The organism is Enterococcus sp. LJL128 (assembly GCF_056924295.1).
Genome location: NZ_JBXPBP010000003.1, coordinates 264,902 through 291,762, shown reverse-complemented (window position 1 = coordinate 291,762; position 26,861 = coordinate 264,902). Strand labels below are relative to the sequence as shown.

General features: G+C 38.5%; 23 protein-coding genes. 6 read left to right on the top strand and 17 right to left on the bottom strand.

Going from position 1 to position 26,861, the window contains the following annotated elements; genetic code table 11:
• Window positions 1–205: 205 nt before the first annotated feature.
• From AC1Z3K_RS06550 to AC1Z3K_RS06535, 4 genes are all read right to left on the bottom strand, one after another.
• Window positions 206–748, bottom strand: coding sequence for a GNAT family N-acetyltransferase (locus AC1Z3K_RS06550; protein ID WP_461732222.1), 543 nt, complete (start codon window positions 746–748; stop codon window positions 206–208).
• 207 nt (window positions 749–955) lie between these two features.
• Window positions 956–2,188: a trypsin-like serine protease gene (locus tag AC1Z3K_RS06545; protein ID WP_461732221.1), complete on the bottom strand. Its 1,233-nt coding sequence runs from the start codon at window positions 2,186–2,188 to the stop codon at window positions 956–958.
• A 195-nt stretch (window positions 2,189–2,383) separates the two neighbouring features.
• A complete protein-coding gene (nagE, locus tag AC1Z3K_RS06540) occupies window positions 2,384–4,384 on the bottom strand; it encodes an N-acetylglucosamine-specific PTS transporter subunit IIBC (RefSeq protein WP_461732220.1) in 2,001 nt (666 codons plus the stop codon).
• Between the two features lie 17 nt (window positions 4,385–4,401).
• The gene (locus AC1Z3K_RS06535; protein WP_426081378.1) at window positions 4,402–5,241 is read right to left on the bottom strand and encodes a PRD domain-containing protein; all 840 of its coding nucleotides are present in this window, start codon (window positions 5,239–5,241) and stop codon (window positions 4,402–4,404) included.
• Between the two features lie 381 nt (window positions 5,242–5,622).
• Here AC1Z3K_RS06535 and AC1Z3K_RS06530 point away from each other — a divergent pair, with 381 nt between their 5' ends.
• Window positions 5,623–5,961: a metal-sulfur cluster assembly factor gene (locus tag AC1Z3K_RS06530; protein ID WP_426081377.1), complete on the top strand. Its 339-nt coding sequence runs from the start codon at window positions 5,623–5,625 to the stop codon at window positions 5,959–5,961.
• Window positions 5,962–6,010: 49 nt separating this feature from the next.
• Here the strand turns inward: AC1Z3K_RS06530 and AC1Z3K_RS06525 are convergent, their stop codons facing one another.
• The 10 genes from AC1Z3K_RS06525 to ppdK all read right to left on the bottom strand — a co-directional run bounded on the left by AC1Z3K_RS06525 (window position 6,011) and on the right by ppdK (window position 15,924).
• Window positions 6,011–6,634 (bottom strand): FadR/GntR family transcriptional regulator, encoded by a 624-nt coding sequence (locus AC1Z3K_RS06525; RefSeq protein ID WP_461732219.1) that lies wholly within the window; start codon window positions 6,632–6,634, stop codon window positions 6,011–6,013.
• A complete protein-coding gene (locus AC1Z3K_RS06520) occupies window positions 6,627–7,805 on the bottom strand; it encodes an MFS transporter (protein ID WP_461732218.1) in 1,179 nt (392 codons plus the stop codon). Before AC1Z3K_RS06520 ends, AC1Z3K_RS06525 begins: the two co-directional genes overlap by 8 nt.
• A gap of 250 nt (window positions 7,806–8,055) precedes the next feature.
• A complete protein-coding gene (locus AC1Z3K_RS06515) occupies window positions 8,056–8,532 on the bottom strand; it encodes a hypothetical protein (RefSeq protein WP_461732217.1) in 477 nt (158 codons plus the stop codon).
• 15 nt (window positions 8,533–8,547) lie between these two features.
• Window positions 8,548–9,162 (bottom strand): class I SAM-dependent methyltransferase, encoded by a 615-nt coding sequence (locus AC1Z3K_RS06510; protein ID WP_426081519.1) that lies wholly within the window; start codon window positions 9,160–9,162, stop codon window positions 8,548–8,550.
• 420 nt (window positions 9,163–9,582) lie between these two features.
• Window positions 9,583–10,092: a DUF2262 domain-containing protein gene (locus AC1Z3K_RS06505; RefSeq protein ID WP_461732216.1), complete on the bottom strand. Its 510-nt coding sequence runs from the start codon at window positions 10,090–10,092 to the stop codon at window positions 9,583–9,585.
• A gap of 71 nt (window positions 10,093–10,163) precedes the next feature.
• Window positions 10,164–10,472, bottom strand: coding sequence for a DUF3784 domain-containing protein (locus AC1Z3K_RS06500; RefSeq protein WP_461732215.1), 309 nt, complete (start codon window positions 10,470–10,472; stop codon window positions 10,164–10,166).
• A 79-nt stretch (window positions 10,473–10,551) separates the two neighbouring features.
• The gene (locus AC1Z3K_RS06495) at window positions 10,552–10,704 is read right to left on the bottom strand and encodes a glycine zipper domain-containing protein (RefSeq protein ID WP_426081371.1); all 153 of its coding nucleotides are present in this window, start codon (window positions 10,702–10,704) and stop codon (window positions 10,552–10,554) included.
• Between the two features lie 154 nt (window positions 10,705–10,858).
• Window positions 10,859–12,163 (bottom strand): diaminopimelate decarboxylase, encoded by a 1,305-nt coding sequence (gene lysA / locus AC1Z3K_RS06490; protein ID WP_461732214.1) that lies wholly within the window; start codon window positions 12,161–12,163, stop codon window positions 10,859–10,861.
• Window positions 12,164–12,656: 493 nt separating this feature from the next.
• Entirely contained in the window at window positions 12,657–13,058 is a 402-nt protein-coding gene (gene spx, locus AC1Z3K_RS06485) for a transcriptional regulator Spx (protein ID WP_426081369.1), read from the bottom strand.
• A gap of 205 nt (window positions 13,059–13,263) precedes the next feature.
• Window positions 13,264–15,924 carry a pyruvate, phosphate dikinase gene (gene ppdK / locus AC1Z3K_RS06480; protein WP_461732213.1) on the bottom strand — a complete coding sequence of 887 codons (2,661 nt, stop codon included), beginning with the start codon at window positions 15,922–15,924 and terminating at the stop codon, window positions 13,264–13,266.
• A gap of 167 nt (window positions 15,925–16,091) precedes the next feature.
• Between ppdK and ccpN the strand changes: the two genes are divergently transcribed.
• The 3 genes from ccpN to AC1Z3K_RS06465 are packed head-to-tail and all read left to right on the top strand — an operon-like array spanning window position 16,092 to window position 19,480.
• Entirely contained in the window at window positions 16,092–16,727 is a 636-nt protein-coding gene (gene ccpN, locus AC1Z3K_RS06475; protein WP_426081367.1) for a transcriptional regulator CcpN, read from the top strand.
• A gap of 15 nt (window positions 16,728–16,742) precedes the next feature.
• On the top strand, window positions 16,743–17,552 hold the full coding sequence (locus AC1Z3K_RS06470) for a pyruvate, water dikinase regulatory protein (RefSeq protein ID WP_461732212.1): 810 nt from the start codon (window positions 16,743–16,745) through the stop codon (window positions 17,550–17,552).
• A gap of 20 nt (window positions 17,553–17,572) precedes the next feature.
• Entirely contained in the window at window positions 17,573–19,480 is a 1,908-nt protein-coding gene (locus tag AC1Z3K_RS06465; protein WP_461732211.1) for a fructose-1,6-bisphosphatase, read from the top strand.
• A 444-nt stretch (window positions 19,481–19,924) separates the two neighbouring features.
• Here AC1Z3K_RS06465 and AC1Z3K_RS06460 read toward each other — a convergent pair whose 3' ends face one another.
• Both AC1Z3K_RS06460 and AC1Z3K_RS06455 read right to left on the bottom strand, forming a co-directional pair.
• Entirely contained in the window at window positions 19,925–20,581 is a 657-nt protein-coding gene (locus AC1Z3K_RS06460) for an ABC transporter ATP-binding protein (protein ID WP_461732210.1), read from the bottom strand.
• Between the two features lie 13 nt (window positions 20,582–20,594).
• Window positions 20,595–22,133: an ABC transporter permease gene (locus AC1Z3K_RS06455; RefSeq protein ID WP_461732209.1), complete on the bottom strand. Its 1,539-nt coding sequence runs from the start codon at window positions 22,131–22,133 to the stop codon at window positions 20,595–20,597.
• Between the two features lie 219 nt (window positions 22,134–22,352).
• On the opposite strand from AC1Z3K_RS06455, the gene AC1Z3K_RS06450 reads away from it, so the two are divergent.
• The gene (locus AC1Z3K_RS06450) at window positions 22,353–23,369 is read left to right on the top strand and encodes a serine hydrolase (RefSeq protein WP_461732208.1); all 1,017 of its coding nucleotides are present in this window, start codon (window positions 22,353–22,355) and stop codon (window positions 23,367–23,369) included.
• 202 nt (window positions 23,370–23,571) lie between these two features.
• Window positions 23,572–25,497: a heavy metal translocating P-type ATPase gene (locus tag AC1Z3K_RS06445; protein ID WP_461732207.1), complete on the top strand. Its 1,926-nt coding sequence runs from the start codon at window positions 23,572–23,574 to the stop codon at window positions 25,495–25,497.
• A 185-nt stretch (window positions 25,498–25,682) separates the two neighbouring features.
• Here AC1Z3K_RS06445 and wecB read toward each other — a convergent pair whose 3' ends face one another.
• Window positions 25,683–26,780, bottom strand: a complete 1,098-nt coding sequence (gene wecB / locus AC1Z3K_RS06440) for a non-hydrolyzing UDP-N-acetylglucosamine 2-epimerase (RefSeq protein ID WP_461732206.1) — start codon at window positions 26,778–26,780, stop codon at window positions 25,683–25,685.
• Between the last annotated feature and the right edge of the window lie 81 nt (window positions 26,781–26,861).

Here is a 26,861-nt window from a genome sequence, read left to right as displayed (position 1 = left end):
TTAACCCCTGTCAGCTCTAGTATCTCTTTTGTTGTCTTTCCTTCAATTTTCAATTCAATTACTTTCTCTTTGACTTCAAGAGAATACGCCATTTTTTTCTTCATCAAAAGCACCTCCGCTAAATTTATTATATAAAATAAATTCAACGGAGGTGCCTCTTTTTTATATTCTCATTCTTGGGGGTCAGTGCCTTTTACCTAAGTTTTCAAGAGTTCGCTTTATTTTTCATATATTCATTCTTAAGCAAACCATACTCATAAGTATCCTGCCAAATAGGTTTTCCTAGTTCGTCCATGTTGAAAAACACATTCTGCTTCAATTCACCTTCTCTACGCATGCCTACCCGCTCCAGCAGCTGCCATGAAGGAGTATTTAGAGGATTACAGAGTGCAATTATCCGACGCACTCCCCACTCCTGAAATCCATAGTCAAAGATTGCATTTACCGCTTCAGTTGCATAGCCTTGTCCCCAATACTCATTATTGAAAACATAACCAATCATCCAAGTATCAAACTCACCTTTAGAAAAATAGAGATTTCCGATCAACGTTCCATCATTCAGACAAACAGCCCAAAAGCTTTTATCCTGCGCACGCCGCAGCGCTTCCTTATCCGACTGCTCTTTTGTAAAAGGGGGATAAGGTTCGAAATGAACCACCTCTTCTTTAGATAAATAGTTAAATAAGGATGGACCATCATTTTCGGTGAATCTTCTTATATTTAACCGCTCTGTAATTAATTCTTTCATGCTCTTTTCTCCTTTATACATTTAGCTTACTCATAGTTTACCAGTCTAGGCATTAAAAAAGTAGACTTCATTAATTTTTGACTCAATCGGCAGTATATTTTCATGTATCGTTATCATATTACTATTTTTGTAGATAAAAACAGTGGACGAAAGTAATTTACATTACCTTATCCACTGTTTTCAATTATAATCAAACTGCTAATGTTTTTATTTTTTTACAAGTCGCATTTCGATTGCCTCCACTTGTCTGGCTTCTCCAACCGTTCCCGCTGTCTGACCATCTTTCACCCAAGGCAACCACCCTTTGCTCTGTACATGAGCTCTGTATTCAATGCGATGTGTGTTGGCAATTGCTCCTGTTAACTTCACTTGAAAAGCTTCCAACCGTCGTGATTCACCAACGGTTCCCGCTGTCTGACCATTTGAAACCCAAGGTAGCCAGCCTTTGCTTTGAACGTGGGATCGATACTGAATCCCTCCTGAATAGCCACTCAGTTTGATTTGCAAAGCCTCAGCTTGTCTGCTCTGTTTTGTTGTTCCAGAAGTAGTACCGTTAGCCACAAAGTTCATCCAGCCAAAGTTTTTAGTATGTGTCTGATAATTGACTCCAGTATATATTGTTCCATCAGAATTCTTGTCATGCGCCCATGCGACAACATTACTTTTAGCTTTTCCATTCATTCGAACAGCATAATCATAACTAGAATAGCCACCAGCATGTATTGCGACAATTTGTTTATTACTATTATACATTGGACTTCCACTAGAGCCAGCCCATGCATCGAACTGATGAAGAATTTGTTCATTATTAGAACCAACGATACTACTGGTTTGAGTATACATTTTACCGTCCTTCTTATCTCCGTGATAACCTGTTAATGTCAAAGAGGATGGAATTGTGCTTGTTAATCCAAAATATCCAGTATTATTTCCAATCGCTTTATTCAACCTAATTACTGCATAATCATTTGTTGCACCATAAGAAGTACTTGAAATCGTTACTACTCTAGATTGGGCACTGCCAAAAGGTTCACTATTAGCATTTTTCCCAGGATATACAGTAATTGACTTAGGCCATCCTCTATCCTTACTGTAAACTACGTGAGCATTGGTTAGCACAGCATCTTTACCAATCATACTTCCTGTCCCGCTTGAGGGCAAACCAACATTGTAGTGACAAACTACCTTAACAACAGCTGAATATGGAAATACTGTTGTGTTGCTAACTGGACGGCGTTCATCTGGTCCCCAAATTTTCTTTGGTTCTATTTCACTAAACGAAAAATCTGGAATATCAACTATCTTATCCTCAGCTACTTCTGGAAAAGTATAACTAACTCCTTCATCAGTCATACCGTCAGCATAAACAGCCCCATCACTACCAATCACTCCTAAAAACACTAATCCAACAAAAAAAACAAACTTTAAACATTTTACCACAACTTAACACTCCTTTCCTTTTAATGAATTATAGCATACATATTATCGTTATTAAATATGATTTTAGATAAATACAACCTTTCTTTTTTGCCACTTCTAATTTGTCAGTCAGTTGGAAATAGCATGAATTACTAACTAATCTAGTGAACAAAAAAAGCCGGAGCTACTTTTACGTAACTCTGGCTTTGTTATTAATTATACAGTTGTTTTTCCTACAATATCATTCGCTTTTACAGCTTGTCCTGCTTTAGCTAAATCATAGGATTTTACTACGTCCTGATTCGTAAATACCACAATCAAGTCAGATTTCTTATTCGCTCTTTCAAGAGCAGATAAATCAATTGTTGCAATTTTATCGCCTTGTTTCACAGTCTGTCCTTCTGAAACATGAAGTGTAAATGGTTCACCCTTCAATTCAACAGTATCCAATCCCATATGAAGCAATACTTCAATTCCTGAATCAGTCAGAATTCCCATAGCATGTTTTGTTGGGAAAATATTAGTAATTTTACCCGCAACAGGTGTAAACACTTCTCCAGAAGTTGGAACAACTGCATAGCCATCACCCATCATTTTTGCTGAGAACACATCATCTTGTACTTCAGAAATCGGAACAGTTTTTCCATCAGCTACTGCATAAAGCTCTGTTACGCCGCCGGAAACTTTAGGAGCTTCCGGTTTTGGCTCAGGCTTTTTTGCCGTATCACCTGTTGGTGCACCGCTGATGCCGCCAGAGTTATGAAGCTTCGTCATTTCATCTGCAACAAACTGAACTTCTGTACCAACAATTACTTGGATGTTCTTATCATCAATTACCTTAACTCCTGGAACGCCTGTTGCTTTAATTTTTCCTTGATCAACACTACCTGTATCCTTAACAGTTAAACGTAAACGAGTTGTACAATTATCAATTGAAGTCACATTCCCTTGAGCGCCTAATCCTTCGTAGATTCTGCGAGCCAATGAAGCAAACTTATTGTCACCATCTGCTACATCTGGAGTTTCTTCTCCATCGCCTTCTTCACGACCTGGTGTCATTAAATTGAATTTTTTAATTGCAAAACGGAAGCCGAAATAGTAAACTGCTGCAAGGAAAATCCCTTCAACAACTAACATAAGCGGGCTGTTAGCAACTGGGTTTTTCAAGCTTAGGAAATAGTCAACAAAACCGGCACTAAATGCGAAACCTGCTGTCCATTGGAAGAACGCAGCCACTGCTAGTGACAGACCAGTGAATACAGCATGAAGCACGTATAACGGCCATGCAACAAACATAAATGAGAATTCCAATGGTTCAGTTACACCAGTAAAGAATGAAGCAAAAGCAGCTGCCATCATTAATGAAGCTGTTGCTTTTTTCTTTTCTGGGCGAGCACTTTGATAAATTGCCAAAGCACCAGCAGGTAATCCAAACATCATTACTGGGAAGAATCCAGCTTGATACATTCCTGTTTTACCAACAATCGCCAAACCTTCTTCAATTGCCTTTTGACCACCTAAGAAATTACCAATATCATTGATTCCTGCAACATCAAACCAGAATACTGAGTTTAACGCATGGTGCAGCCCAGTTGGAATCAATAAACGGTTGAAGAATCCATATAAACCAGCTCCCATAAATCCTAAGCCGGAAATTGCTTCACCAAACGCTACTAATCCATCAAAGATAACTGGCCAGATAAAGTATAGTCCCGCTGAAATAACAACCATTGAAGCAGCTGCCATAATTGGAACTAGACGTTTTCCGCTAAAGAATGATAAGGCCATTGGCAGCTTAACATTAGAAAAACGATTGTACATAGCAGCCGCCACTAAACCAGCAATAATACCAATTAAAACGTTATTTTGAATTTTTGAAAATGCTGCGGCTACTTCACTAACATCGTCCAAACCTTGAATCATTTGAACTGATGCAGGAGCTAATAATTTTTCAGGAATCAGATAAGCAACTAATCCGGCTAAAGCAGCTGAACCATCCTTATCTTTAGACATTCCTAAAGCTAAACCTACAGCGAACAATAGCGCTAGGTGACCAAGAATCGCATCACCAGCATTAAACATAAAGATTGTAAATACATTGACATTAGGATCGCCATTTCCAACCCAGTTTGCAATCCCCATAAGAATCGCAGCAGCAGGAAGTACCGCAACTGGAAGCATTAAAGAGCGACCCATTCTTTGCATGTATTCTTTCATAATACATAACTCCTTCTCTATTTGTTTTTAATCATGCGCAGCCGTTCAATATGAATTGCTAAATAGCCCAGCTCTTCATTCGGCACTTGATAGTGGAAGTTTTTCATCAGTAACACTTGAATCTTCTTGGCGATTTCATAGCTTTCCGCATATTTTTTACGAACAACATCCAAAATATCGTCGTCCAATACAGCGTAATGATTTTGTTCGAAGCGGTGAATAAACAAACGGAGGTGATTCGCCAGACGGGAATAACTCAAACTCATCTGTTCATCATAAATATTGATATCCAGCTCCTGCTCAATTAAACGTATAATTTCAGAAACAATCGTGACCTCACGAATACTTTTACTGTTGTCCGTGCGTCCGCTGCGAGCACTGTGGATATGAATAGCAATATAACCAGCTTCATCATAGCTAAAAGGCAAACCCAGTGTTTGAGTCAGATAATCAACTGCCCATTGAGCAATTGCAAACTCGTCACCGTACAATATTTCGATTTCATTCAATAGCTTATTCCGAACAATAATATTATTCTGAATATTTTCAGCTGCAAAAGCAATGTGGTCACTTAAACCAACATTAATATGTGCATTAAGCTTTTCGCCAAGAGTATTTTCAGCATACTTGATGATTTCTTCCGTAGCAAAAAAATATTTTTCATCGATTTGGGATAACAGGACTTGAAGCTTTTTCAGTCCTTCCGGCTCCATCACAAAAATCCGTTCAACCTGCTGCTGAGGCAGCACATCATTTTTCTTTTTGTTGAAGCCGACCCCTTTACCGACAGCGACTTTTTCTTGTCCTTCGTCAAGCACAAGAACTGCATTTTGATTTAGTACTTTTTTGATTTTCATAAACATTACCTCTTCTGCAGAGTTGGCAGTTTCATTTCCATGAACGCAACAAAAAAAGCATAGAACAACTCCATAATTGTATGACATTAACTGTCATAACCACATGAAATTCTTCCATGCCTAGTATTATCTAGTCACATGAAAACGTTATTCAACTTGTTAACACTCAATAGTTTACAAATTTCTTAAGATTTTGTCAATCTTTTTTTCTCAAGAATTTTTTTTTTTCTGATTGTGCCAGTATAAATCAGTCAAATTGAAAGACTCTTTACATCTGGTGGACAGGCGCTACTGCTTCTTTATTGAAAGAGATTCTCATTTACAAAACAGAAAAAAGAAGGTATTATAAACGATAGTTAATGATAAAGGAGTCGAGAGACAATGAGCGAAGAACAGAAACGGTCTGCTGAAGAAATCGAAGAGATTAAAGAAGAGATTTTGACTGCTCTTGAAACAGTTATTGACCCTGAATTAGGTATTGATATCGTAAATTTAGGTTTGATTTATGAAATAGAATTTGAAGAAAACGGCGACACCATCATCAAAATGACTTTAACCACTATGGGCTGTCCTCTTGCAGATATTCTAACAGAGCAGATTCATCAAGCAGTGGCTGATATTCCAGAAGTTAACAATGTAGAAGTGAAGCTTGTATGGTATCCAGCTTGGACAACAGATAAGATGTCACGCTACGCTCGGATTGCATTAGGGATTCGCTAAAAATTTAAAGCACGTATCAGCTTTTTCTGCTGATGCGTGCTTTTTTATATCACAAATGATTATTTTTACTAATCAGCAATGCAGCTTTGTCGTAATTTCCATCAACAATCGCTTCGTATAATTCATTATGCAGAATGGTATTATCCTGATAGTCCTTAAGTTTCAACATCTGACTACTCAAAAATAATTTTAAATCGGGCAACAGCTCGTTGTACCATTTAATAAGAAATGGATTTTTTGAAAGTGAAACTATCTTCATATGAAAATTTAAATCGCTTGTTATATAGTCAGAAAACTGTCCCTCCTGCAGCAGACGATTTCTTTCGAACAATGCTTCTTTCAACTGAATCAGCTCTGCCACATCACATTCTTGTTTCGCAAGCTGTTCAACTGCCTGTTTTTCAAGCATTTCGCGAGCCGTCAAGAGCTGCTCTACTGAAGGACTTTGACTAAATGGCTCATTATTTATAAAGGTTCCAGCTCCCTGTCGAACATCTAAAACATTTGAGAATGACAATATTTTAACTGCTTCTCTCAATGTAGAACGACCAATTTCAAGCTCTTTTGCTAAATCAGTTTCTTTAGGAAGCTTTTGCCCGGCAGTTAGCTGATTTTCTTCTATATAGTTGATAAGAGCAGTGATTGTTTGGTTAACCAGTCCTCTACTATTCATGAGCAGTTACCCTTTGCTTTCCATCCTTCAGACCAGTCAGCAGCAGTAGGATTGTTCCAACAGCAACAAACCAGAACAAAAAGGAATAGCTGCCGGATTGATCCACTAGTAACCCGATAATTGAGGGAATAACACCGCCGATGATATACCCAAACGCCTGCACTAAACTTGTCCAAATACTCGCTTCAACTGCATTACTACTAGACTGAAGCGGCAGCAGCATCGCTATTGGAAATAGCCCGCCTAGGCTTATAGCCGTTAAGATAGTACCAATCGTCATAAGGAATTCTCCATTACAAAACAGGAACAATAAAACCGCTCCGAACATGAATAGGCAACAGCCTGTCAGCCATTGTCCGAGACGTCCGAATCGATCCATCATCGTTGGAATGATGAAACTAAACGTCATTTGAACAGCAGTGAAAAGAGTCAGCTGTAGTGCTGAAGCAGTTGGTGTTAATCCTTTGTGGAGCAAGAAGTCTGGAATCCAAGTGGTAATGCTGTAAAAGATGCCTGATTGAATGCCAAAGAAAAGAATCATTTGCCACAGTTTGGGATTTTTTAAATGCGTGCGAACCGTCTCGGATTGGTCTTTCTCCTTCAAGCTGTGTTCCTGCTGTGCTGGAACAAAAAATAACCAAAGTAAGGCGGTAATCACCGCAAAGATTCCCCATACCGCTAGCGAATACTGCCAGCTTCCGTCAAAAAAATTGGTTATCAGTATCATAAAGCTGGATGCACAAACCGCCCCAAGACCCATTCCTAAAGAATAGAACCCAATAAGCAAACCTGATTTATTGGGAAATTCTTCCTTAATAAATCCTGATAACAAAGGACCTATTATGGCAATAGCAAAACCAATTAAAAACGTGGTCAAAATAAGCAGATAGTAATTAGCCGCAAAAGCCCTCCCGCTAATACTAAAACCCAATAGAATTAAGAAGATAAAAACGCCATATTTTCTACCTAACTTTTGTTGAATACTACTTACAAAAAAGGCCAGTACACCCATACAAACAACTGGAATACTTGTAAGCAAACTCGCCTCTAAATTTGTTAATTCCAGTGAATTCTTGATTTGAGCCAGAATCGGCGGAACACTGGCAATCCCCAATCGTAGATTAAATGATACTAGAAAAATCAAAAGAATGTACTTTATTTGTTTATTCATTTATTTCCTCCTACATAAAGGTCTGATGTATTTTAATACATCATATCATTTCTACATTATATTACCCAGTATTTTTATAAAATATCACTGATTTTCAGCTTTTGTTAGAGGAAAATAACTTCCAATTCTGCAATCCTTATCCACACGGTCAGCAAATGCATTCTAAGAACAATTGTCTAAGGAAAGTAACAGCTGCCCATCCAACTATGTAGCACTCACCTCAGCCAGTATTTCTTACCCACCATCTGTATTAGACAAGTAAATCGCTTTTTAAGTGTTCTGGAAAAATAACCGTAAACTGCTTCTTGCCATCTGCGAAGCAAATAACTACCTCTACAGAATCAGATAAATTAACCAATTCGAAATTGATTAAAGCATCGCCATCTCTGGTACCTGCATCAAGAGGTGTTTCAAATACTAACCCTTCCTCGTCAAAGATAAAGCCGGTAGCTTTCAGTTCTTCTCCAGCTTGAACAGCCGAAATAGATAACAGATACTCACTTAGTTTACAGGGCTCCTTGCTCGTGTTTAACCATTCCATTTCAATGCTTACTAGAGGTCTCTTATCTCCTGTCGTCAACATAGCACCTATATAATCAATTTCAAATGGTCCTTCCTGAAAAAGCTCTGAGTTATCATAGATTTGATTAAACTCTCTTTCTCTAGCTAATTCTCCATTCCTCTTTGTCTGATCAATATATCCTTTTAATTTATCAAATATTCCCATGTTTATTTTCTCCTTTTAACAATTTTTTTCTATTATAAATAACAACCAGCCGTTCTTTGTCATCTGCTTTTTTACGGTAAAACCCTTTGTGCTTAAATATTCTTTAAAATGAGCTGATACACCTAATTCTTTTAGAAAATAGCGCTGCTTTGATTCTTCACAGGAGAGTAACACTGTCCCTTCTGGCGTGAGAATCCGAGCGATTTCTATAAAAGCCGTGTCCAGATTTTCCCAATGAAAATGTGTTTGAAAAGCGGTAATCAAATCAAAGGTCTGCTCATTAAATGTCGTCCGTTCAATTGATTCCTGTTTAAAACAAAGTCCTTTTTCTACTTTTTCATTTGCCAGACGAACAGCTGTTTCAGAAATGTCTATCCCCGTTATATCAGCGGCTGGATAATAGTTTTTCAGTAATTTACTGGATGCTCCATTTCCCATCCCAACATCAAGTATTCTTTTGGGCTGTTCGTTAATCCCATGTTTGACAGCCCATTTAACCATTGGTATATACGTTCCGTTCCAGATCCGCATCATTCTTTTGCCGATAAATCCGGAAGGATTTTTTGACTGAGCAAGTAAATATCTATAGAGAAATACCAAGATAAACATACAAAAAATAATCGTCAACACCAGTTTCAAGTTTCCACCTCTCCTTTTTTAATTTCTTAAAATAACCATATCATAAATGTTTGCCAATGACTATTTGTTCCTTTCTTTCAAACGAAAAAGCATCAGACCCATTCCTCGTCTGATGCTTCAAAATTGATATTTGCATTCTTTTCTTGATCCAAGAACTTTATTCCTAATAAAAACCCTAAGCTTCTCGTTTTTTGAAAACAGCTTTCAGAAGAAGAATTCCTGATACTATCGTAATTACTGCCTTCAATAGTTGAATCTTATCAATTTTCTGACCTTTACTCTTGTTCATTGTCATCCCTCCGAAATTTTCTATACCTTTATTTTATCGTCAGCATACAGGGAATTCCAATAATACAACTTAATTCTATAAAAAATTAAGATTTTATATAAAACTAGTTTCTCTCATACTACTTAACCGACTAAACTGCCAACCGTCACACAATGCTCCTGATTGCTCCAGACCTCTATCGCATGACCTGCAAAATAATCAGGACTACATTCGATATATAGCGTCAAATCATACTTAGTTAAATCCTCACTCATTTCGAAACCTACCCCATTAAAATACAAGCTCTCTTCAAAAACCTGTTTAGTTATTGGCAGCTGCACCTCTTGTCCATCGATTTTATAACAACCTGCTTTTCCTTCTACCTCTTCTGCAGCACAGGTCCAGTCCTCTGCAAGAGCTAGAATTCCTTCTTCAAGCATTAAACCGCAAAACTCTGTTTTACTCTTCTCAATCCACTGAATTTCCTTAGTTAAAAGCTTAATCAATTGATCCTTTTCTTGAACATTCAGGTCTTCTTTAGCCTTTTTAAGAGAAACATTAATATATGCATCTTTTCCCCACAAATTAGCTTGAAAGGTATAATAATTTACCAGCTGCTTTTCTGCCTGCCAATCATTAATTGAAGCAATCATTTTTAATCTCCTATTTTCTTTCTTCTTGGATAACTTACTTTTTTCTTATTATTTCCAAAAAAATCCTACAATCAGTTTTTAAATCTGGGAGAAGTATTTACAAAGATAAGCAGAAATGCCAGCGGAATCAGTATCAACACAAATGAATAGTCACTCGTTGCTGGAAATAAAATCGACAATATTAAAACTAAATCGATATATAATAAAAAAGTTCCGACTGCTTTTCCTAAAGCTGGACCATTAGTCTCTTTTCGCTTTTCCGGTTCTATTGTATTGTAGCCGGCAATAAGCATCAGCCATTTCCCACGAATAAGTTGAATACTGATTACAATCGTAGTAATCAACAACAAATACTGGATTATTTCATCACTAAATTGCATTTCTTCACCTTCTGATTTATTTTTTACTTACTTATTTCTACTAACTTCATTGACCATCAGGATTGATTATTTAAAAGATTTATTTTTTCTTTTTCTGAAGTTCATCATAAGCAGCACCAATTGCCAAGCCCAAGCAAAGTCCTAAGGCCAGCTGATTCAGCAACAATCCAAATAACAGTCCAAATGACAAACCTAGCGCAAGTCCATTTTCAGATTTCTCTTTTTGACTCATCCTCAACCTCCAAATCATAAAAAATACTTTTAATTTTCAAGACTACAGGAAAAGGGCTGTCACATTTATCAAACTGACAATGCTACATCCCTAATCATCAAATACACAGCTCGCTTTCCTTGCCCTACTGTTAAGAAGTTCCTTTAAAATCCACTTAGTCTTCACAATCCAAAGAAATCAAATCTTCATAGGTTTCTCTGCGGATGACTAATTTTGCTTCACCGTTTTCAACAAAAACAACCGCTGGTCTAGGATTACGATTATAGTTACTGGCCATTGAGTAACCATACGCACCTGTACTGGTCATAGCAAATAAATCCCCAGCGACTACTTCTGGTAAATCAATTTCCTTTATTAGGACATCTCCCGATTCACAATATTTCCCAACGACAGCTACTTTACTTGTCGTTTCTCTGCTGACTCGGTTTGCCAACATCCCGGTATATTCAGCTTCATAAAGAGCAGGACGAATATTATCCCCCATCCCGCCGTCCACTGCGACGTAATGACGAACATCTGGGATTACTTTTTGAGCACCAACCTTATACAACGTAGTGCCCGCTTCTGCCGCCAGACTCCGTCCTGGTTCCAGCCACAGTTCAGGTAATGGATAGTCAAGCCGTGCACACTGTCCTTTAACGCTTTCTACGATTGCTTTTACAAACTGCTCAGGTTTAAGCGGTTCATCCGCTTCAGTATACTGAATACCAAAACCGCCACCCATGTTCAAAATCTCAGCAGTATAGCCAAAATCTTCTTTCCACTCATGTAGAATTGTCAGCATCTTTTCCACGGCCACTAAAAAGCCGTCAGAAGAAAAAATTTGTGAGCCAATATGACAATGAATGCCTTTCACTAGTAAACCGTCTATCTCTAATGCACGCTGCATAGCTTGTTCGGCCTGTCCACTGTTGACATCAAACCCGAATTTAGAATCAACCTGCCCTGTCAAAATGTAGTCATGTGTCTCTGCGTTCACACCTGGTGTAATCCGCAGCATCACTGCCTGCTGGACTCCTTTTGCAGCGGTTAGTTCCTTCAGCAGTTCCAGTTCATAAAAATTATCAACAATGATAGTACCCACCTTGCTGTCCAACGCAAATTCCAATTCTTCTTTCAATTTATTATTTCCATGAAACTCTATATTTTCAGGAGACATGCCGCCTTTAACGGCTGTATATAATTCACCGCCGGATACTACATCGCATCCAAGATTTTCTTCTTCCAGCAGCTTATACATTGCCAGACAGGCAAACGCCTTACTTGCATAAATAACCTTATTTTTTATTCCCAATTCATCAAGTGTCTTCTTAAAGCCTCTGGCTTTCTCTCTGATATGAGCAACATCATAGATAAATAATGGTGTCCCGTATGTTTCGGCTAACTCAGTTGTGTCACATCCGCCAATGACTAAATGTTGATTTTCGTTAAACTCTGCTGTGCCAAATAATAGCGACATTTCTTCACCTTCTTCATTTTAGTTATTACCGATAATAGCACAAAAATGATAAACTTCCTATTTATTTTTCATTTTTTTTTAAGCTGGTTTTTCTAGCCTACTTTCTGCTTTTATTATTTTCTCTTCTTGTAGATACCACTCAAATCCATTGCTGCTCATATGACTATCCAAGACCTGTCCGAAAGCTATAGAAGAAGCACATTTCCCAGAAATTTTGGCAGTGAGCTAAGATAAAATGGGCATTGTGATTCTTATATGGGTACACTTTTTAAAACTAAATTAACAGTGTTTCAAAAGTCCTTCATTTCTCGAGAACCATTAGTCTCATAGAGACAAAGCTGACTTCACTCTGATTTCAGACAAATTCTAAGTTTTCCGATTCCTTATAGTAATCTTTAATCCATCACTTTATTGACAAAAAAGCTGTCCAACCTTGAAAATTCAACGTTGAACAGCTTTACATTCAAAATATTTATATCAAAATAATAAAATTTTAAAAAACACCAGTCAGAAGCAAGGCGTGTGTGAGTTCCTGTTTTCTAACTTCTCTAGGTAAAAATACTCGAATTTCATCTTCGTTAAAACCAACTTGCATTCTATAATCATCAATGATGATTGGTCGGCGGAGTAAGCTGGTATTTTCCTGAATCAAATCCAGCAACTCGCTGATGCTCAGTTCGTCCAAATTTACTGAAAGCTTTTGATAAACCATTGACCGTTGTGAAATAAGTTCACTAGTTCCGGTCTCTGTGTACCGCAACATGTTTAAAAGCTCATCTCTTGTTAATGGTACTTTGAAAAAGTTTTTTTCCACATAGGGAATATCATGGTCTTCCAACCATTTCTTTGCTTTACGACAAGATGTGCAGCTTGGGGAAGTGTACACTGTAATCATAACTATCTCTCCTCATATATATGTTTTTACTATTAAATTCTATTATTTAAATTTATTTTTTGCAAATATTTTGCTTTTCACGTCATTATGCGAAATATTTAATCAATTTTTTTGTTTAGATTGATTATTAAATAAAATTTTATTTTGAAAATTGATTTTTTTGACAACAATAGAGGATTAATTGCTTAATATTACAGATTCTGATTTACACTTCTTTTATCAATTTATTCAAAATTTTAAGCTTTCCAGCCTTTTCCTTTATTTCTTCCTGAGCAATGGTTAGAATGGCTGCCGGTATTCTGAATGGTGAACAAGAAACATATGAAATTGGCAGCTTTCTCAGGAAACGAATAGACTGCGGATCTCCTCCAGCTTCACCACAAACACCTATCTGTGCAGCTCCTTTACTTGCTGTAATACCATCAACCGCCTGCTGAATTAACTGACCAACTCCTTTTTCATCCAAATGCTGGAATGGGTCACTTGGTAAAAGCTTCAAATTAAGATACTCATTAAGAAATTTCGCGGAGTCATCCCGAGAAAAGCCATAAGTCAGCTGCGTCAAATCGTTAGTACCAAAGCTGAAAAAGTCAGAACTTTGACTAATCTCTGCCGCTGTCAGACAAGCCCGCGGCGTCTCAATCATCGTTCCAATCTTATAAGAAATCCGATGACCATAAAGCTCAAAAATCGCTTCTATTGTTTCTTCCAGTTGTTTTCGTAGTAAGCTCATTTCTTTATCCGTACTAACTAAAGGAATCATGATTTCCGGCACCACAGAGAAACCGCTCGACTGACTGACTTCAATAGCCGCTTCGATAATTGCAGCAGTCTGCATTTGATAAATTTGAGGAATACTCACTGCAAGCCGACAGCCCCTATGCCCTAACATAGGATTTTGTTCCGCTAATTCTGATATACGCTTGCGAATCTGGGCTGGGGTTCGATTGGTCGCTATCGCAAGATCCTCTATTTCCCGTTCTGCTTTTGGCAAAAATTCATGCAGCGGCGGATCAAGCAGTCGTACGGTACATGGACGTTCCTCCATCAATTGAAAAATTTCTTTAAAATCATTTTTCTGATACTTTTTCAACTGTTCCAACGGTTTACGGAGTCCTTTCTGATCCACTGCAAGTATCATTTTACGAACTTCACTGATTCGCTCTTCACCAAAGAACATATGCTCTGTTCTGGCAAGCCCAATTCCTTTTGCCCCAAGCTTAAGGGCAATCTGAATGTCTTCGGGCGTTTCCGCATTCCCATAAACTTCTAGTGTACTAAGCTCTTGTGCCCAATCCAGCACTTTATTTAATAGCTCCTGCTCCTCTCCTTCTTTCTTAGGGATACTCCCCTGATACAGCAAACCGGATGTTCCATCCACTGAAATAACATCTCCTGTTCCAAAGGTCACGTCACCACAGCTCGCCTGTTCTAAAAATTCATCTACCTGCAACTCTTCACAGCCTGCTACACAGCAAACCCCCATCCCTCTGGCGACAACTGCGGCATGGGAGGTCATTCCACCTCTTGAAGTAACAATCCCTTCACTGACAACCATTCCTTCAATATCTTCTGGAGAAGTTTCCTGTCGAACTAAAATCACTTTTTCCCCTCTGTCACTGGCCGCTTTTGCCGCTTCAGCAGTGAAGTAAACCTGACCACTAGCTGCTCCCGGGCTTGCCGGAAGTCCTTTGACAAAGGGTACAGCAGCCTTTAGCGCCTCTTCTTCAAAGACTGGGTGAAGCAATTGAGTAATCATAGTTGGCGTAATTCGCTGTAGTCCTGCTTCTTTAGAAATAACTCCTTCTTCAACTAAATTTATACAGATTTTAAAAGAAGCCTTTGCTGTTCGCTTACCATTTCTGGTTTGAAGAATATATAACTTTTTATTTTCTATGGTAAATTCGATGTCCTGCATATCCTGATAATGTTGCTCCAGCTGCTCACTTATCTCACAAACTTCTGCGTAAATCTCCGGCATAGACTTTTTCAAAGCAGCAATCGGCTGCGGTGTCCTAATACCGGCTACAACATCTTCTCCCTGAGCATTTATAAGAAATTCACCGAAAATACCTTTTTCACCAGTTGAAGGATTTCTAGTAAAAGCAACACCCGTTCCACTGTCCAAACCAGAATTTCCAAAAACCATTTCCTGGATATTTACTGCTGTTCCCAAATCATCAGAAATATCATGAAGCCGCCTATAGGTTTTCGCTCTCTTATTATTCCACGAGCGAAACACAGCTTCGACAGAGTGGAACAGCTGCTCCATCGGATTTTGAGGAAAATGTTTGTGAAGGGTTTCCATATAAATTCCTTTGTAGACATCAACTAGATACTGCCAGTCTTCAGCCGTCATTTCTGTATCAATCGTATAGCCCTTTTGACTTTTATAAAAACTAAGCTGATCTTCAAACTTATTCTTGTCAATTCCCCAGACCACATCTCCGAACATTTGCAAAAGACGACGATAACAATCATAGGCGAACCGGCTGTTTCCTGTTTTTTCAGCCAGCCCAACTACCGTTTCATCATTTAAACCAAGATTCAAAATTGTATCCATCATCCCCGGCATAGAAAACTTTGAGCCGCTTCGAACAGAAATGAGCAAGGGATCCTCTGCATCTCCCAGTACTTTCATGGTCTGTTGCTCCAGTGATTGAATGTGCTGTCTAATCTCATTGATTAATTTTTCATTTAATCCGCTGCTCTCTTTTAAATAGTCCTTACAAGCTTCTGTTGTTATGTTAAACCCATTTGGTACAGGTAAATGAAGAGCTGTCATTTCAGCCAGATTTGCTCCTTTGCCGCCTAACAAATCCGACCATTCTTTTGCACCTTCTGAAAAATCATAGATATACGTCATTCTTTTTCCTCCGATAATTAGTATGTCATATTTGAATTAATTCGAATTATATAGTGTATCACATTTAGTGTCAACCTCTATTTTTACACATTATATTTTAACTTGCTTTTATATGTGACCATATATATAATTAATAGTATGTCATATTAAAAAGGTGGTTTGAAGGAATGAAATTAACTTCCAGACAACTGGAAATCATTAAAATCGTCAAGGAAAATCAGCCTATCAGCGGCGAAGAAATAGCTAAAGCTTTAGGGTTTAGCCGGGCTACATTACGCAGCGACCTCTCTATTTTAACCATGACTGGTCTACTTGATGCACGGCCAAAGGTTGGTTATTTTTACACAGGCCAGAAAGTCGAGCCGCTTCTATATGAAAAATTGTATAAGAGCAAGGTCAAAGATATTATGATTCCCCCACTGCTAATCTCTCAATCAACAACTATTTATGATGCAGTAACCAACTTGTTCATGTATGATGTGGGCTCGCTCTATGTAAAAAATGAACAAGAAGAGTTGATTGGGGTTTTATCACGAAAGGATTTGCTTAGAGCGGCTATCAGCAATCCCCATACTGAAAAAACACCGGTGGCTGTTATCATGACTCGAATGCCGAATATCATTACAGTCACTGGGGAGCACACGATTTTAGATGCTGGAGATCTGATTCTACTGCACAGTGTGGATACCCTGCCGGTAGTGTCTGAAACAGAACCTCTAAAGGTCATCGGAAAGCTGACAAAAACAAAATTAATGGAATACTTTATTCTGGCAGGAAAAGATATCGAAAATGAAAACTATTAGGAGTGTTAAAAAATCATGAAAAAAAGCAATGTGAAAATCTATTTAATCTCAGACTCAGTAGGTGAAACAGCACAGAAAATTATCTCAGCCGTCTCCGCTCAATACCCTGATATTGATATGAGCGATATTCAGCGTTTTTCTTTTATCACTGATGCAGAGCTGCTGCAGCCTATTTTAAAAGATGCTTTGCATGACAAAGCAGTTGTTGTTACTACTCTAGTTAACAAAGAATTAGTTGAGCTGGTTCGAAGCTTTGCCAGACGGACAGGTTTACTGTACGTTGACTACATGAGCCCTCTTAGTGAAATTATCGAATCAACTTTTGGCATCGCTCCCTTGCAGGAGCCTGGTGCTCTTCACAAGCTTAACGAGCAGTATTTCAACCGGGTAGCTGCTATTGAGTTTGCGGTCCGTTATGATGACTGCAAAGACCCGCGTGGTTTTCTGGATGCTGACTATGTCCTTCTAGGGGTTTCAAGAACGTCGAAAACACCTCTAAGTATGTATATGGCTAATAAAAACCATAAAGTTGCTAACCTTCCTCTTATTCCGGAAGTTCCCCTTCCAGAAGAACTGAATCAGATTGACCCAAGTAAAATTATTGGTTTAACAACATCGATGGACAGCCTTAGAGAAATACGGAAGTCACGTCTTCATTCTCTTGGTTTGAAAGAGGATTCAGCATATACTGACTGCGACAGAATTAAAGCAGAGCTGGCTTATGCAAATGATGTATTTGAAAAATATGGATCCTTAGTCATTAATGTGGAGAAAAAATCAATCGAAGAAACTGCTTCGATTATTGAAAGTGTCAACGAAGCGTAAGTTTTTGAGGAGGAAGCGATTTGACTGAACAATCAAGAGATGAACTTATAGCAGAAATTGTTAATTTAGAAGCCATTTTAAACCTGCCCAAGGGAACGGAGCATTTCGTAAGCGACCTTCATGGAGAATTTGAAGCATTCGATCATATTTTGCGTAATGGCTCCGGTAGTATCAAAGAAAAGGTGAGAATGATTTTTGCCAAAGAGCTTTCAGATGACGAAATCGCTTCCTTATGCTTTTTAATCTATTATCCAGAAGAAAAGCTAATCCGCCTAAAGCAAAAACAGCTTCTGACCTTTGATTTTTCAAAAAGAACCATTCAGCAGCTGCTGGATCTTGTCCGTTTTTGTTCTTGTAAATATACACGTTCCAAGGTCAGAAAAGCATTGCCGAAAAACTATGCCTATATCCTGGAGGAACTCATTTATCCCTATGATCAGAATGCCGATAAACAAGACTATTATGAACAAATTATCGACAAAATAATTTCTCTGCGCGAAGCGGAGGTGTTTATTACTTCTTTATGTTATCTCATTCAGCGTCTGGTTATCGATCATCTTCATGTTATCGGTGACATCTATGATCGTGGTCCAGAACCAGATAAAATCATGGATAAGCTGATAGCTTACCATTCTGTTGATATTCAATTCGGTAATCACGACATTATTTGGCTAGGTGCATTTTGCGGGTCTAAAGCCTGCTTGGCAAATGTGCTAAGAATCTGTGCCCGTTACGGCAATCTGGATTTGATTGAAGAATCATATGGCATCAATTTGACTGGACTTCGGAAATTCAGCCGCAAATACTATAAAGATAATCTGCAGTTTCAACCAAAAAAAAATCCTTACCGGCATTTGACTGAAGAAGAGAAAATCGACAGCATGTTGATTCAGCAAGCCATAACAATTATTCAGCAAAAACTAGAAGGTCAAATTATTCTGCGGCGGCCGGATTTTGCTATGACTGACCGCTTGCTTTTGGATAAAATTGATGGAAATTCTCTTATTTTGGATAGTACAGCCTATTCCTTGGTTAACAGCTGCTTTCAAACAGTCGATCCCCATTCTCCCTTCTCTCTCTCTGAAGAAGAGGATGCATTGATTTCAGAGCTTATGTCACAATTTCAGCACTCTGAGCGGCTGGCTAAGCATATGTCCTTTCTGATGAAAAAGGGCTCTCTTTATCATGTTTATAACCAGAACCTCCTGATTCACGGCTGTATTCCGTTAAATACTGATGGCAGTTTTCAAAAGGTTAGCTTCAAAGGGCAGTCTTATTCCGGAAAAAAATTATTAGATTATTTTGATCACGCTATCACTGCGGCTTTTACGAATCGCTTCAGGCAGGTAGAAGAACTTACAGATATTATTTGGTACTTATGGTGCGGCGAAGGCTCCTCTCTTTTTGGCAAGAAAGCGATGAAAACTTTTGAACGCTACTTCTGTAGTGAAAGTGAACTGCACGTTGAAGAAAAAAATGCCTACTATTATTTACGGGAACAAAAAGAAACCTGTATGAAGCTGCTGGAAGAATTTGACATCAATCCGGTAATCGGCTGCATTATAAACGGTCATACGCCGGTTAAGCTTAAGAAAGGTGAAACACCAATTAAAGCTGAAGGAAAAATGCTGGTAATAGATGGCGGTTTCTCAAAATCTTATCAAAAAGTCACAGGGATTGGCGGCTATACACTAATCTACAATTCCTACGGCATGCATTTAGCAGCACATAAGCCTTTTACAGAGAAAAACTCTGCTATTGCCAATAATGACGACATCGTATCTAGTAGACAAATTATCGATCGAAGAAACAACCGTATTAAAGTATTAGATACGTCTATCGGTGCTCGATTAAAATTGGAAGCCTATCAGCTACAGCAATACCTGTCAAAAATGGCAGATACTACCCTAATTCAAAAACAAGAATAATTAAAGACTTCTACGCCGAACAATTTTGATAGAACAAAAACTGAATGAAATCATAGAGCTTGAAACGAAAAGACAGAGATTTGCAGCGACCCCTAAAAGTTGGACCTGAAAATCTAACTTTTGAGGATCGGTATAGATTCTTTGATTTTGTTTCAAGTTCTTTTTATACTGCGAAAAAATAAGTCCTTGAATCCTATAAATACGGGAACGAAAATAATAAAAATTGCACAAACCATAGGCAGCATGCTTGATTCCCTTGCTTTCATTTATTATTCTGACTGTCAAACCATCGGAGAAAGAATATTGAAAAGTATTAATGATTCCTTGTTGGCATTTGAACGCTCAAATAAGTGCTGGTATTTTTTTCTTTACGATTTTGAATTTCCACTGACACAATATTACAGAGCAAAAAGGAGCTGACAACTGCATCAGCTCCTGTGTTTGCTATATTTTTGTAAATTGACGGTTCTTCAGCTCATAAACTGTATCACATGCATTCGCCACGTCCTGTTCATGTGTCACAATGATGATACATTTATGCTCTTCATGAGCCACTTTTTGAAACAGTTTCACAATATCTTCAGAGGTCTTTTCATCTAAATTCCCAGTTGGTTCATCAGCGACAATTAATTCATGGTTACAACAAAGAGCTCTAACGATTGCCACACGCTGCTGCTGCCCGCCGGAAAGCTGTGTCACACTTTTTTTGGCTAAAGCTTCATCAATTCCTACTACTTGCAGCTGCTCCAAAGCATATGCTTTTTTATCCGGCTTTTTTAAGCCTGAAATGGCCATTGCTGTCAGTACATTGTCAAGCGCTGACATGTAAGGAAGTAGATTATATGCCTGAAAAATAATTGAGACATCATTTTTTCGGTAATTTCTTAAACCAATATTTTTTAAAGACTCGCCATTATATTGAATGGTTCCGGCTTTAGGCACATCTAATCCGGAAATTAAGGATAGAAAAGTCGTTTTACCTGAACCGCTAGCCCCTAATATGGCATACATATTTCCTTTATGAAATTCCAAATCTACATCTTTGTATAGATAGTCTTCTTCTTGCTTATACCAATAGCCAACATTTTTTGTTTCAAGCATATTTGATTTCCTCCTATGTTGTTAAAATTTTTCTAGGCTGCAGACGAATGATTCCTATGGATGAGAGCAAGATTGAACCAAAGCTGATTAATATACCTAATCCTGCCAGCATTGCAATCTGGTCAGCAGTCACTTTGATATCCATATTTTCAATTTCAGCTGCTGCGTCCTGAGAGCTCGCACCCATACTTGCGAAGTTTCCAGGGCCTCCTCCTCTATTCCCCTGCTGTCCGCCGGGACCGCCTTCTGTCATTCCATTGTTTGCTGTCGTCTGGCTGCTTTCTGTTTGTTGCTGAATCAGCTGCTCGCCAACCACATTGCCGACAACATTTCCGCTGAAGGATGCAATAGCCAAAGCAACAAGCATACAGACAATAATCTCTGAAAAGAATTGGAGAATTACTTTCACTCTTACTTCTCCCATAGACAAAAGCACACCAATTTCATACCGTCTTTCACGAATAGTCATCATCACAATCAAAGTTAGGATAATAACACCTGCAACCGCTACGAGAATCACAATATTCTTAGCAAAGCTAGCTACATTGTTCAAAGGCTGAAGCATCTGCTGGTACATTAGGTCATTTGTTTGAATACTGAATGTATCTGTATCAATCAGTGCTTCTGATGCCTCAACAAATTGGTCCATTTTTTCCGGATCAGTTAACGTGTAAACAGCTGAATCGATTGTTCCTTCTGAGTCGTCTCCTTTTAAGGCATTTGCAAACGTATATGAACCATAAATCGTATTAGCTGGATTTAGGAAATTGAACATCATGCCCATGCTACTGCTGCTTTCAGTGGTTTCATAAATTCCTTTAACCGTCACTTCGTATGTTGTTTCTTCATCCTCCGGACTAGTGATTGTGAAAGTATCCCCTACACTTAATTCATTCGCATCAGCTAACGTCTGCTCAATTACTACGTTATTTGTTCCTTCGTCTTCACTAGTAACCGCTTGACCATCGACAATTACTGCACTGCCTTCTGAAAAGCTGGAATACATGGAAAGATCTTTTACTCCTGTAACTTGAAAATCGCTTTGCATCATCTGAGCGCCGCCATTTTCACCGCCGCCCATCATTCCTGCTCCACCTGGTCCGCCACCCATCATTCCTGCTTGTGCCGTATCAGAACTGGAAGAACTAGCTGTATCTGTCTCCTCTGTTTCATCTTCTGTTGAAATAGGTGTAATTCCATCTCCGGCACCTGCTGAAGAAGAAGAAATAAACGAATAGGTTTTAACATTATCCAACGCTGCTATTTTTTCAGCATCTTCCAGATTGACTGGTGTTACACTGAAGCTTCCAGGATCCGGCTTTTCTTCGCCTTCCTCTGTTTCAGAGCGTTTCATTCCATTTTCACGATTCGTTGTCAAAGTAACTGTAGCTCCTACGCTTTTCTTTGCATTCTCAGTAGCTGTCAAGGCAGCGCTGCGGATTGTTAATCCTGCCAAGACAAATATTAAAATTGCTGAGAACACCGCACTCAACAACAAGGTTCTCCCTTTCTTCGCTTTCATACTTAGTAATGCCCGTCTTATAAAATCCATATAATAGCCTCCTAGCCAAATAATCATATCGGAACAATCATTACTTTAGTCCAGTCAGCTTAAACAGAACTTAAAAAGACTAGGCAGCCTTTGGATAATTTTATTGATACTGCTCATTTAACCTTTCTCTTCAATGAACGCCATATTCGTCTTGCAAAAGAAACATAAAAATGATTAAATGGAACTGTCTCAAATTATTTTAGAGAGGATAACTATAATTTGGAAAAGAAGAAAATGACCCTCTATGGAATGATTTTCTTTATTTGTCTGTTTTTAATTGTTACGTTCTTTTTTTCTACGAATACAGTCAATTATGCTGTAGAACAACAAACAGCTGAAACCCCTGAACCTGAATTAGCTATTAAAACAGGTCTAGAGTCTCCCCTCGTTGAACCGGAAAAGGATTCTGCTCAGGAAACAATTGAACTAATTGAGACTGAACAGCTGGATACTTATTTCGAACAGATTCAGACGATGATTGATAAAGCAGCGGCGGATTTCAACGGAGAACTGGCTGTCACCTATGTTGACACGACTACTGGAAAACAGCTGTCAGTTAATGGAAAAAAAGAATTTTATACGGCAAGCACTATCAAAGTCCCTTTGGCAATAATGGTCGCTGACCGGGTAAGCGAAGGCGTTTTCCAATGGGATGATCAAGTGGTCTATTCCGAAGAAAACGACTACGAAGAAGGTACTGGTAAATTGTTGAACGATATCCAGCCTTCCTATTCCCTTCAAACTTTACAGGAATACAACATTACCTATTCAGATAATATCGCTAAAAATATGCTTTATGGTCTTTTTGGCGGTGATAAACAGGCTAAACGCCAGCTTTACCGATACTTCTTCCAACGTGAGGCGAATGTTGAAGATACTCAATTTACTTCTCAGGATGGCGCAAAAATCCTTTTGAAGCTTTATCGGGAAAAAGCAGACAATAAAGAATATCAAAAAATTTATGATTATATGAAAAATACTGTTTTCCATGAGCGCATGGAGACATCTCTTACTAAAGGCAAAGTAGCTCACAAGATAGGATCCTATGACAGCTTTATTCATGATATAGGTATTCTTGAGACCTCTCATCCTTTCGTTCTGTCTATTTTTACAAACGGCAAAGATGGCTCAGAAGCAATTTCAGCGCTTACCGATCAACTTTGGAAAATGCAATCAGAACAATATCCAGCTACACAGGCAACTCCTCAACAATTAATTGATAAAACCGGCGCGTGAAATCACGCACCGGTTTTATTTGTATAGATACAGCAAAGCTACAATGATAATGATTATCATTACAGATTAGAAATAATACAGAGTTAAATATCAAAAACATTGATTTTAAGCCAAATGATAATCACTATCGTTCTCAATTAGCTATTTTCATTATCAATTAGACTTTTATTGTGCTATGCTATAGATGAAGGAGGGATTTGTCATGAAACTATCAAAAGAAAAACAAGCTTTAGTAGCTACTGTACTCTGCTTAACCTTGATGGCTACTGGTTTTATTCTTGAAAAAACGGCTATTTCATTTTATCCGCTGATATTTATTCTTGCCATTTTTATTGGAGGATTCAAACAAACAAAAGAAGGTCTCATCGATACCATTGAAAATAAACATTTAAATGTCGACTTGTTAATGGCTCTTGCCGCAATTGGCGCCTGTATTATCGGAAACTGGTTTGAAGGAGCTATGCTCACCTTCATCTTCTGTCTTAGTGGTGCATTAGAGGAATACGCGACAAATAAAAGCAAAAAAGAAATATCCAATTTAATTAATATGCAGCCTGAAACTGCTTTAAAAATCAACAATGATGGAAAAACAGCTGAAACGCCAGTAGCTGAGCTAGCCATCGACGACTTAGTGCTTGTACCAAAAGGCTCCAGTATTCCTATTGACGGCTTTTTAATTAGCGGGGAAAGTACAGTTGATGAAGCTGCTATTAGCGGTGAGTCTGTCCCAGTAGATAAATCAGTTGGAGACGAGCTTTTTGGCGGAACGATTAATTCAGGGGAAGCCTTTACGATGAAGGTAGCGAAAAAAAGCGAAGATACACTTTTTGCTAAAATCATTCGTCTAGTAGACGAAGCTCAAAATACGCCCTCACAAACTGCCAGCTTTATTGATAAAATTGAAAATATTTATGTAAAAGCAGTACTAATCATTGTCCCTTTGATGATTCTAATCCCTTTCCTATTTCTTGGCTGGAGTTGGAATGAAAGCTTTTATAGAGGAATGGTTCTTTTGGTTGTCGCTTCGCCCTGTGCCTTAGTTGCTTCTGCTACACCAGCAACATTGGCGGCTATTTCCAACGGGGCAAAAAATGGCGTATTATTCAAAGGGGGAATTTACCTTGAAAATCTTGCTGATTTAAAAGCAATCGCCTTTGATAAAACAGGAACATTAACCAGAGGAATTCCTGCAGTTACAGATGCTGTTTTTCTAACAAAAGACAGCGATGCGCTGGACATTCTCTTAGCAATGGAGCAACGATCCAGCCATCCCTTAGCTCAGGCAATCGTCCGTTTCTATAGTGAGCATCAGATTCAAAATGATTATGGGCAGCTCGACGTCCAAAATGTTGTTGGTTCCGGAATGGAAACTACAGTCAATGGAACAACCTGGCGTATCGGAAAAGCAGCATTTGGTACAGATACGTCTTCTGATAATCCTTTACATCAGCAAACTGAACAGCTGTATTCAGAAGGGAAAACAGTAATTTATCTTTTTAAAGAAAATACAGTTGTTGCTTATTTCGGCTTATTGGATTTACCAAAGCCAGAAGCTGCTGATGTACTTGCCTATTTCAAAGAACAGGGCGTGCATACAACGATGATTACCGGCGACCATTTACAAACAGCCCAGGCAGTTGCTCGTGAATTAGCTATTGATGAAATCCACGCCGGCTGTCTGCCAGAAGATAAAACAACATTAATCAAAGAGCAAAAAGCGGCTTACGGTGTCAATGCTATGGTTGGAGACGGCATCAATGATGCCCCAGCATTAGCCAATGCTGCAATTGGTGTAGCAATGGGCGAAGGAACAGATGTGGCGATGGATGTAGCCGATATGGTGTTAATGAAAAATGATTTGAGTAAGCTGCAGATGAGCCATCTGTTATCAAAAAAACTGAAGAAAATTGTTGTTCAAAATATGATTTTCTCAGTTGCTGTCATTATGCTGCTGATTTTTTCTAATTTGTTTCAAGTGATATCTTTACCTCTCGGGGTAATTGGTCATGAAGGAAGTACTATTTTAGTTATTCTTAATGGCTTAAGAATGCTAAAAACTATTCCGACGACACCAGCAAAACCAGCTGCGGGAAATTCCAGACGTCAGCTTGCACATTATGAAGGATGAGCAATCAGCACAGAAGCTTTACTTTTATTAATAAAAACCGTGATAAAAAAATATAATCGAACTAATTAGTTACTAAAGGTATGAAGGTATGCTGGATACAAAAAAACTGTCGATGAAACAATCTCATAAGTTAATTTTTCACTTAAACTTATGGAATTGCTGCAAATCGGCAGTCTTTTATTATTTTAAAGATATTTTTCTAGACAGTCAGCAATTCGCTGAGAGGCAAAACCGTCTCCATAGGGATTACTGGCATGACTCATTTTTTCATAAGCTGCTTTATCTTCTAACAACAGCTTGAAATTTTTATAGATGCTTTCTTCACTGGTTCCCACCAGCTTCAAAGTACCGGCCTCAATTCCTTCCGGCCGTTCTGTTGTATCCCGCATAACAAGCACTGGCTTCCCTAATGAAGGCGCTTCTTCCTGAATTCCGCCGCTGTCTGTTAGCACCAAGTAGCTTCTCGCAAGAAAATTATGAAAATCAATAACCTCCAGCGGTTCAATCAAACGAATCCGGTCATCTCCAGCCAAATATTTATTTGCTGTCTCCCGAACCTTGGGATTCAAATGAATAGGATAAATTGCTTTAACATCCTCATGCTCATCAATGATTCTGCGAATAGCCCGAAACATATGTGCCATAGGCTCTCCAAGGTTTTCTCTGCGATGGGCAGTAATCAATATCAGTTTGCTTTTTCCAACCCAATCCAACTGTTCATGCTGATAGGAAGCTTTCACTGTTGTCTTTAGCGCATCAATTGCGGTATTTCCCGTAATGAAAATACTGCTTTCTGCTTTCCCTTCCTTTAGTAAATGGTCAGCAGCTGTTTGAGTAGGTGCAAAATTAAACGTGCTGATTAATCCCACTGCCTGACGATTAAATTCTTCTGGAAATGGTGAATAGATGTTGTAGGTTCTAAGTCCTGCTTCCACATGTCCGACTGGAATGTGAAGATAAAAGCAAGCTAGGCCAGTGGCGAAAGTTGTAGTAGTATCTCCGTGAACCAGAACAATATCCGGCTGTTCTGCTTCCAAAACAGTTTTGATACCTGTAAGAATTGCAGACGTTACATCGAATAATGTCTGATTCGCCTTCATAATTGATAAATCAAAATCCGGTGTGACACCGAATACATGAAGCACTTGGTCCAGCATTTCCCGATGCTGTCCAGTTACACACACCTTAACAGAAAAGTCCGGATGTTTTTTTAGCTCATTGACCAAGGGACACATCTTAATGGCTTCCGGACGTGTACCAAATACTAATAATATTTTCTTCACTTCATCCACCCCTCCTACTTCTAAAAAAACAGTTTAATCATCTAAAAAATATTGCCTGTCGATTGCCAGAAACTGCTCATT

Excerpts from the sequence above, each read along its gene's own strand:
- AC1Z3K_RS06520 (WP_461732218.1), bottom strand. The coding sequence starts at position 7,805 with ATGAATAAACAAATAAAGTACATTCTTTTGATTTTTCTAGTATCATTT.
- AC1Z3K_RS06500 (WP_461732215.1), bottom strand. The coding sequence starts at position 10,472 with ATGCAATTTAGTGATGAAATAATCCAGTATTTGTTGTTGATTACTACG.
- lysA (WP_461732214.1), bottom strand. The coding sequence starts at position 12,163 with ATGTCGCTATTATTTGGCACAGCAGAGTTTAACGAAAATCAACATTTA.
- AC1Z3K_RS06445 (WP_461732207.1), top strand. The coding sequence starts at position 23,572 with ATGAAACTATCAAAAGAAAAACAAGCTTTAGTAGCTACTGTACTCTGC.
- AC1Z3K_RS06550 (WP_461732222.1), bottom strand. The coding sequence starts at position 748 with ATGAAAGAATTAATTACAGAGCGGTTAAATATAAGAAGATTCACCGAA.
- AC1Z3K_RS06535 (WP_426081378.1), bottom strand. The coding sequence starts at position 5,241 with ATGAAAATCAAAAAAGTACTAAATCAAAATGCAGTTCTTGTGCTTGAC.
- AC1Z3K_RS06460 (WP_461732210.1), bottom strand. The coding sequence starts at position 20,581 with ATGCTTGAAACAAAAAATGTTGGCTATTGGTATAAGCAAGAAGAAGAC.
- nagE (WP_461732220.1), bottom strand. The coding sequence starts at position 4,384 with ATGAAAGAATACATGCAAAGAATGGGTCGCTCTTTAATGCTTCCAGTT.
- ccpN (WP_426081367.1), top strand. The coding sequence starts at position 16,092 with ATGAAATTAACTTCCAGACAACTGGAAATCATTAAAATCGTCAAGGAA.
- AC1Z3K_RS06495 (WP_426081371.1), bottom strand. The coding sequence starts at position 10,704 with ATGAGTCAAAAAGAGAAATCTGAAAATGGACTTGCGCTAGGTTTGTCA.
- AC1Z3K_RS06530 (WP_426081377.1), top strand. The coding sequence starts at position 5,623 with ATGAGCGAAGAACAGAAACGGTCTGCTGAAGAAATCGAAGAGATTAAA.
- ppdK (WP_461732213.1), bottom strand. The coding sequence starts at position 15,924 with ATGACGTATATCTATGATTTTTCAGAAGGTGCAAAAGAATGGTCGGAT.
- AC1Z3K_RS06515 (WP_461732217.1), bottom strand. The coding sequence starts at position 8,532 with ATGGGAATATTTGATAAATTAAAAGGATATATTGATCAGACAAAGAGG.
- AC1Z3K_RS06505 (WP_461732216.1), bottom strand. The coding sequence starts at position 10,092 with ATGATTGCTTCAATTAATGATTGGCAGGCAGAAAAGCAGCTGGTAAAT.
- AC1Z3K_RS06455 (WP_461732209.1), bottom strand. The coding sequence starts at position 22,133 with ATGGATTTTATAAGACGGGCATTACTAAGTATGAAAGCGAAGAAAGGG.
- AC1Z3K_RS06470 (WP_461732212.1), top strand. The coding sequence starts at position 16,743 with ATGAAAAAAAGCAATGTGAAAATCTATTTAATCTCAGACTCAGTAGGT.
- spx (WP_426081369.1), bottom strand. The coding sequence starts at position 13,058 with ATGATTACAGTGTACACTTCCCCAAGCTGCACATCTTGTCGTAAAGCA.
- AC1Z3K_RS06525 (WP_461732219.1), bottom strand. The coding sequence starts at position 6,634 with ATGAATAGTAGAGGACTGGTTAACCAAACAATCACTGCTCTTATCAAC.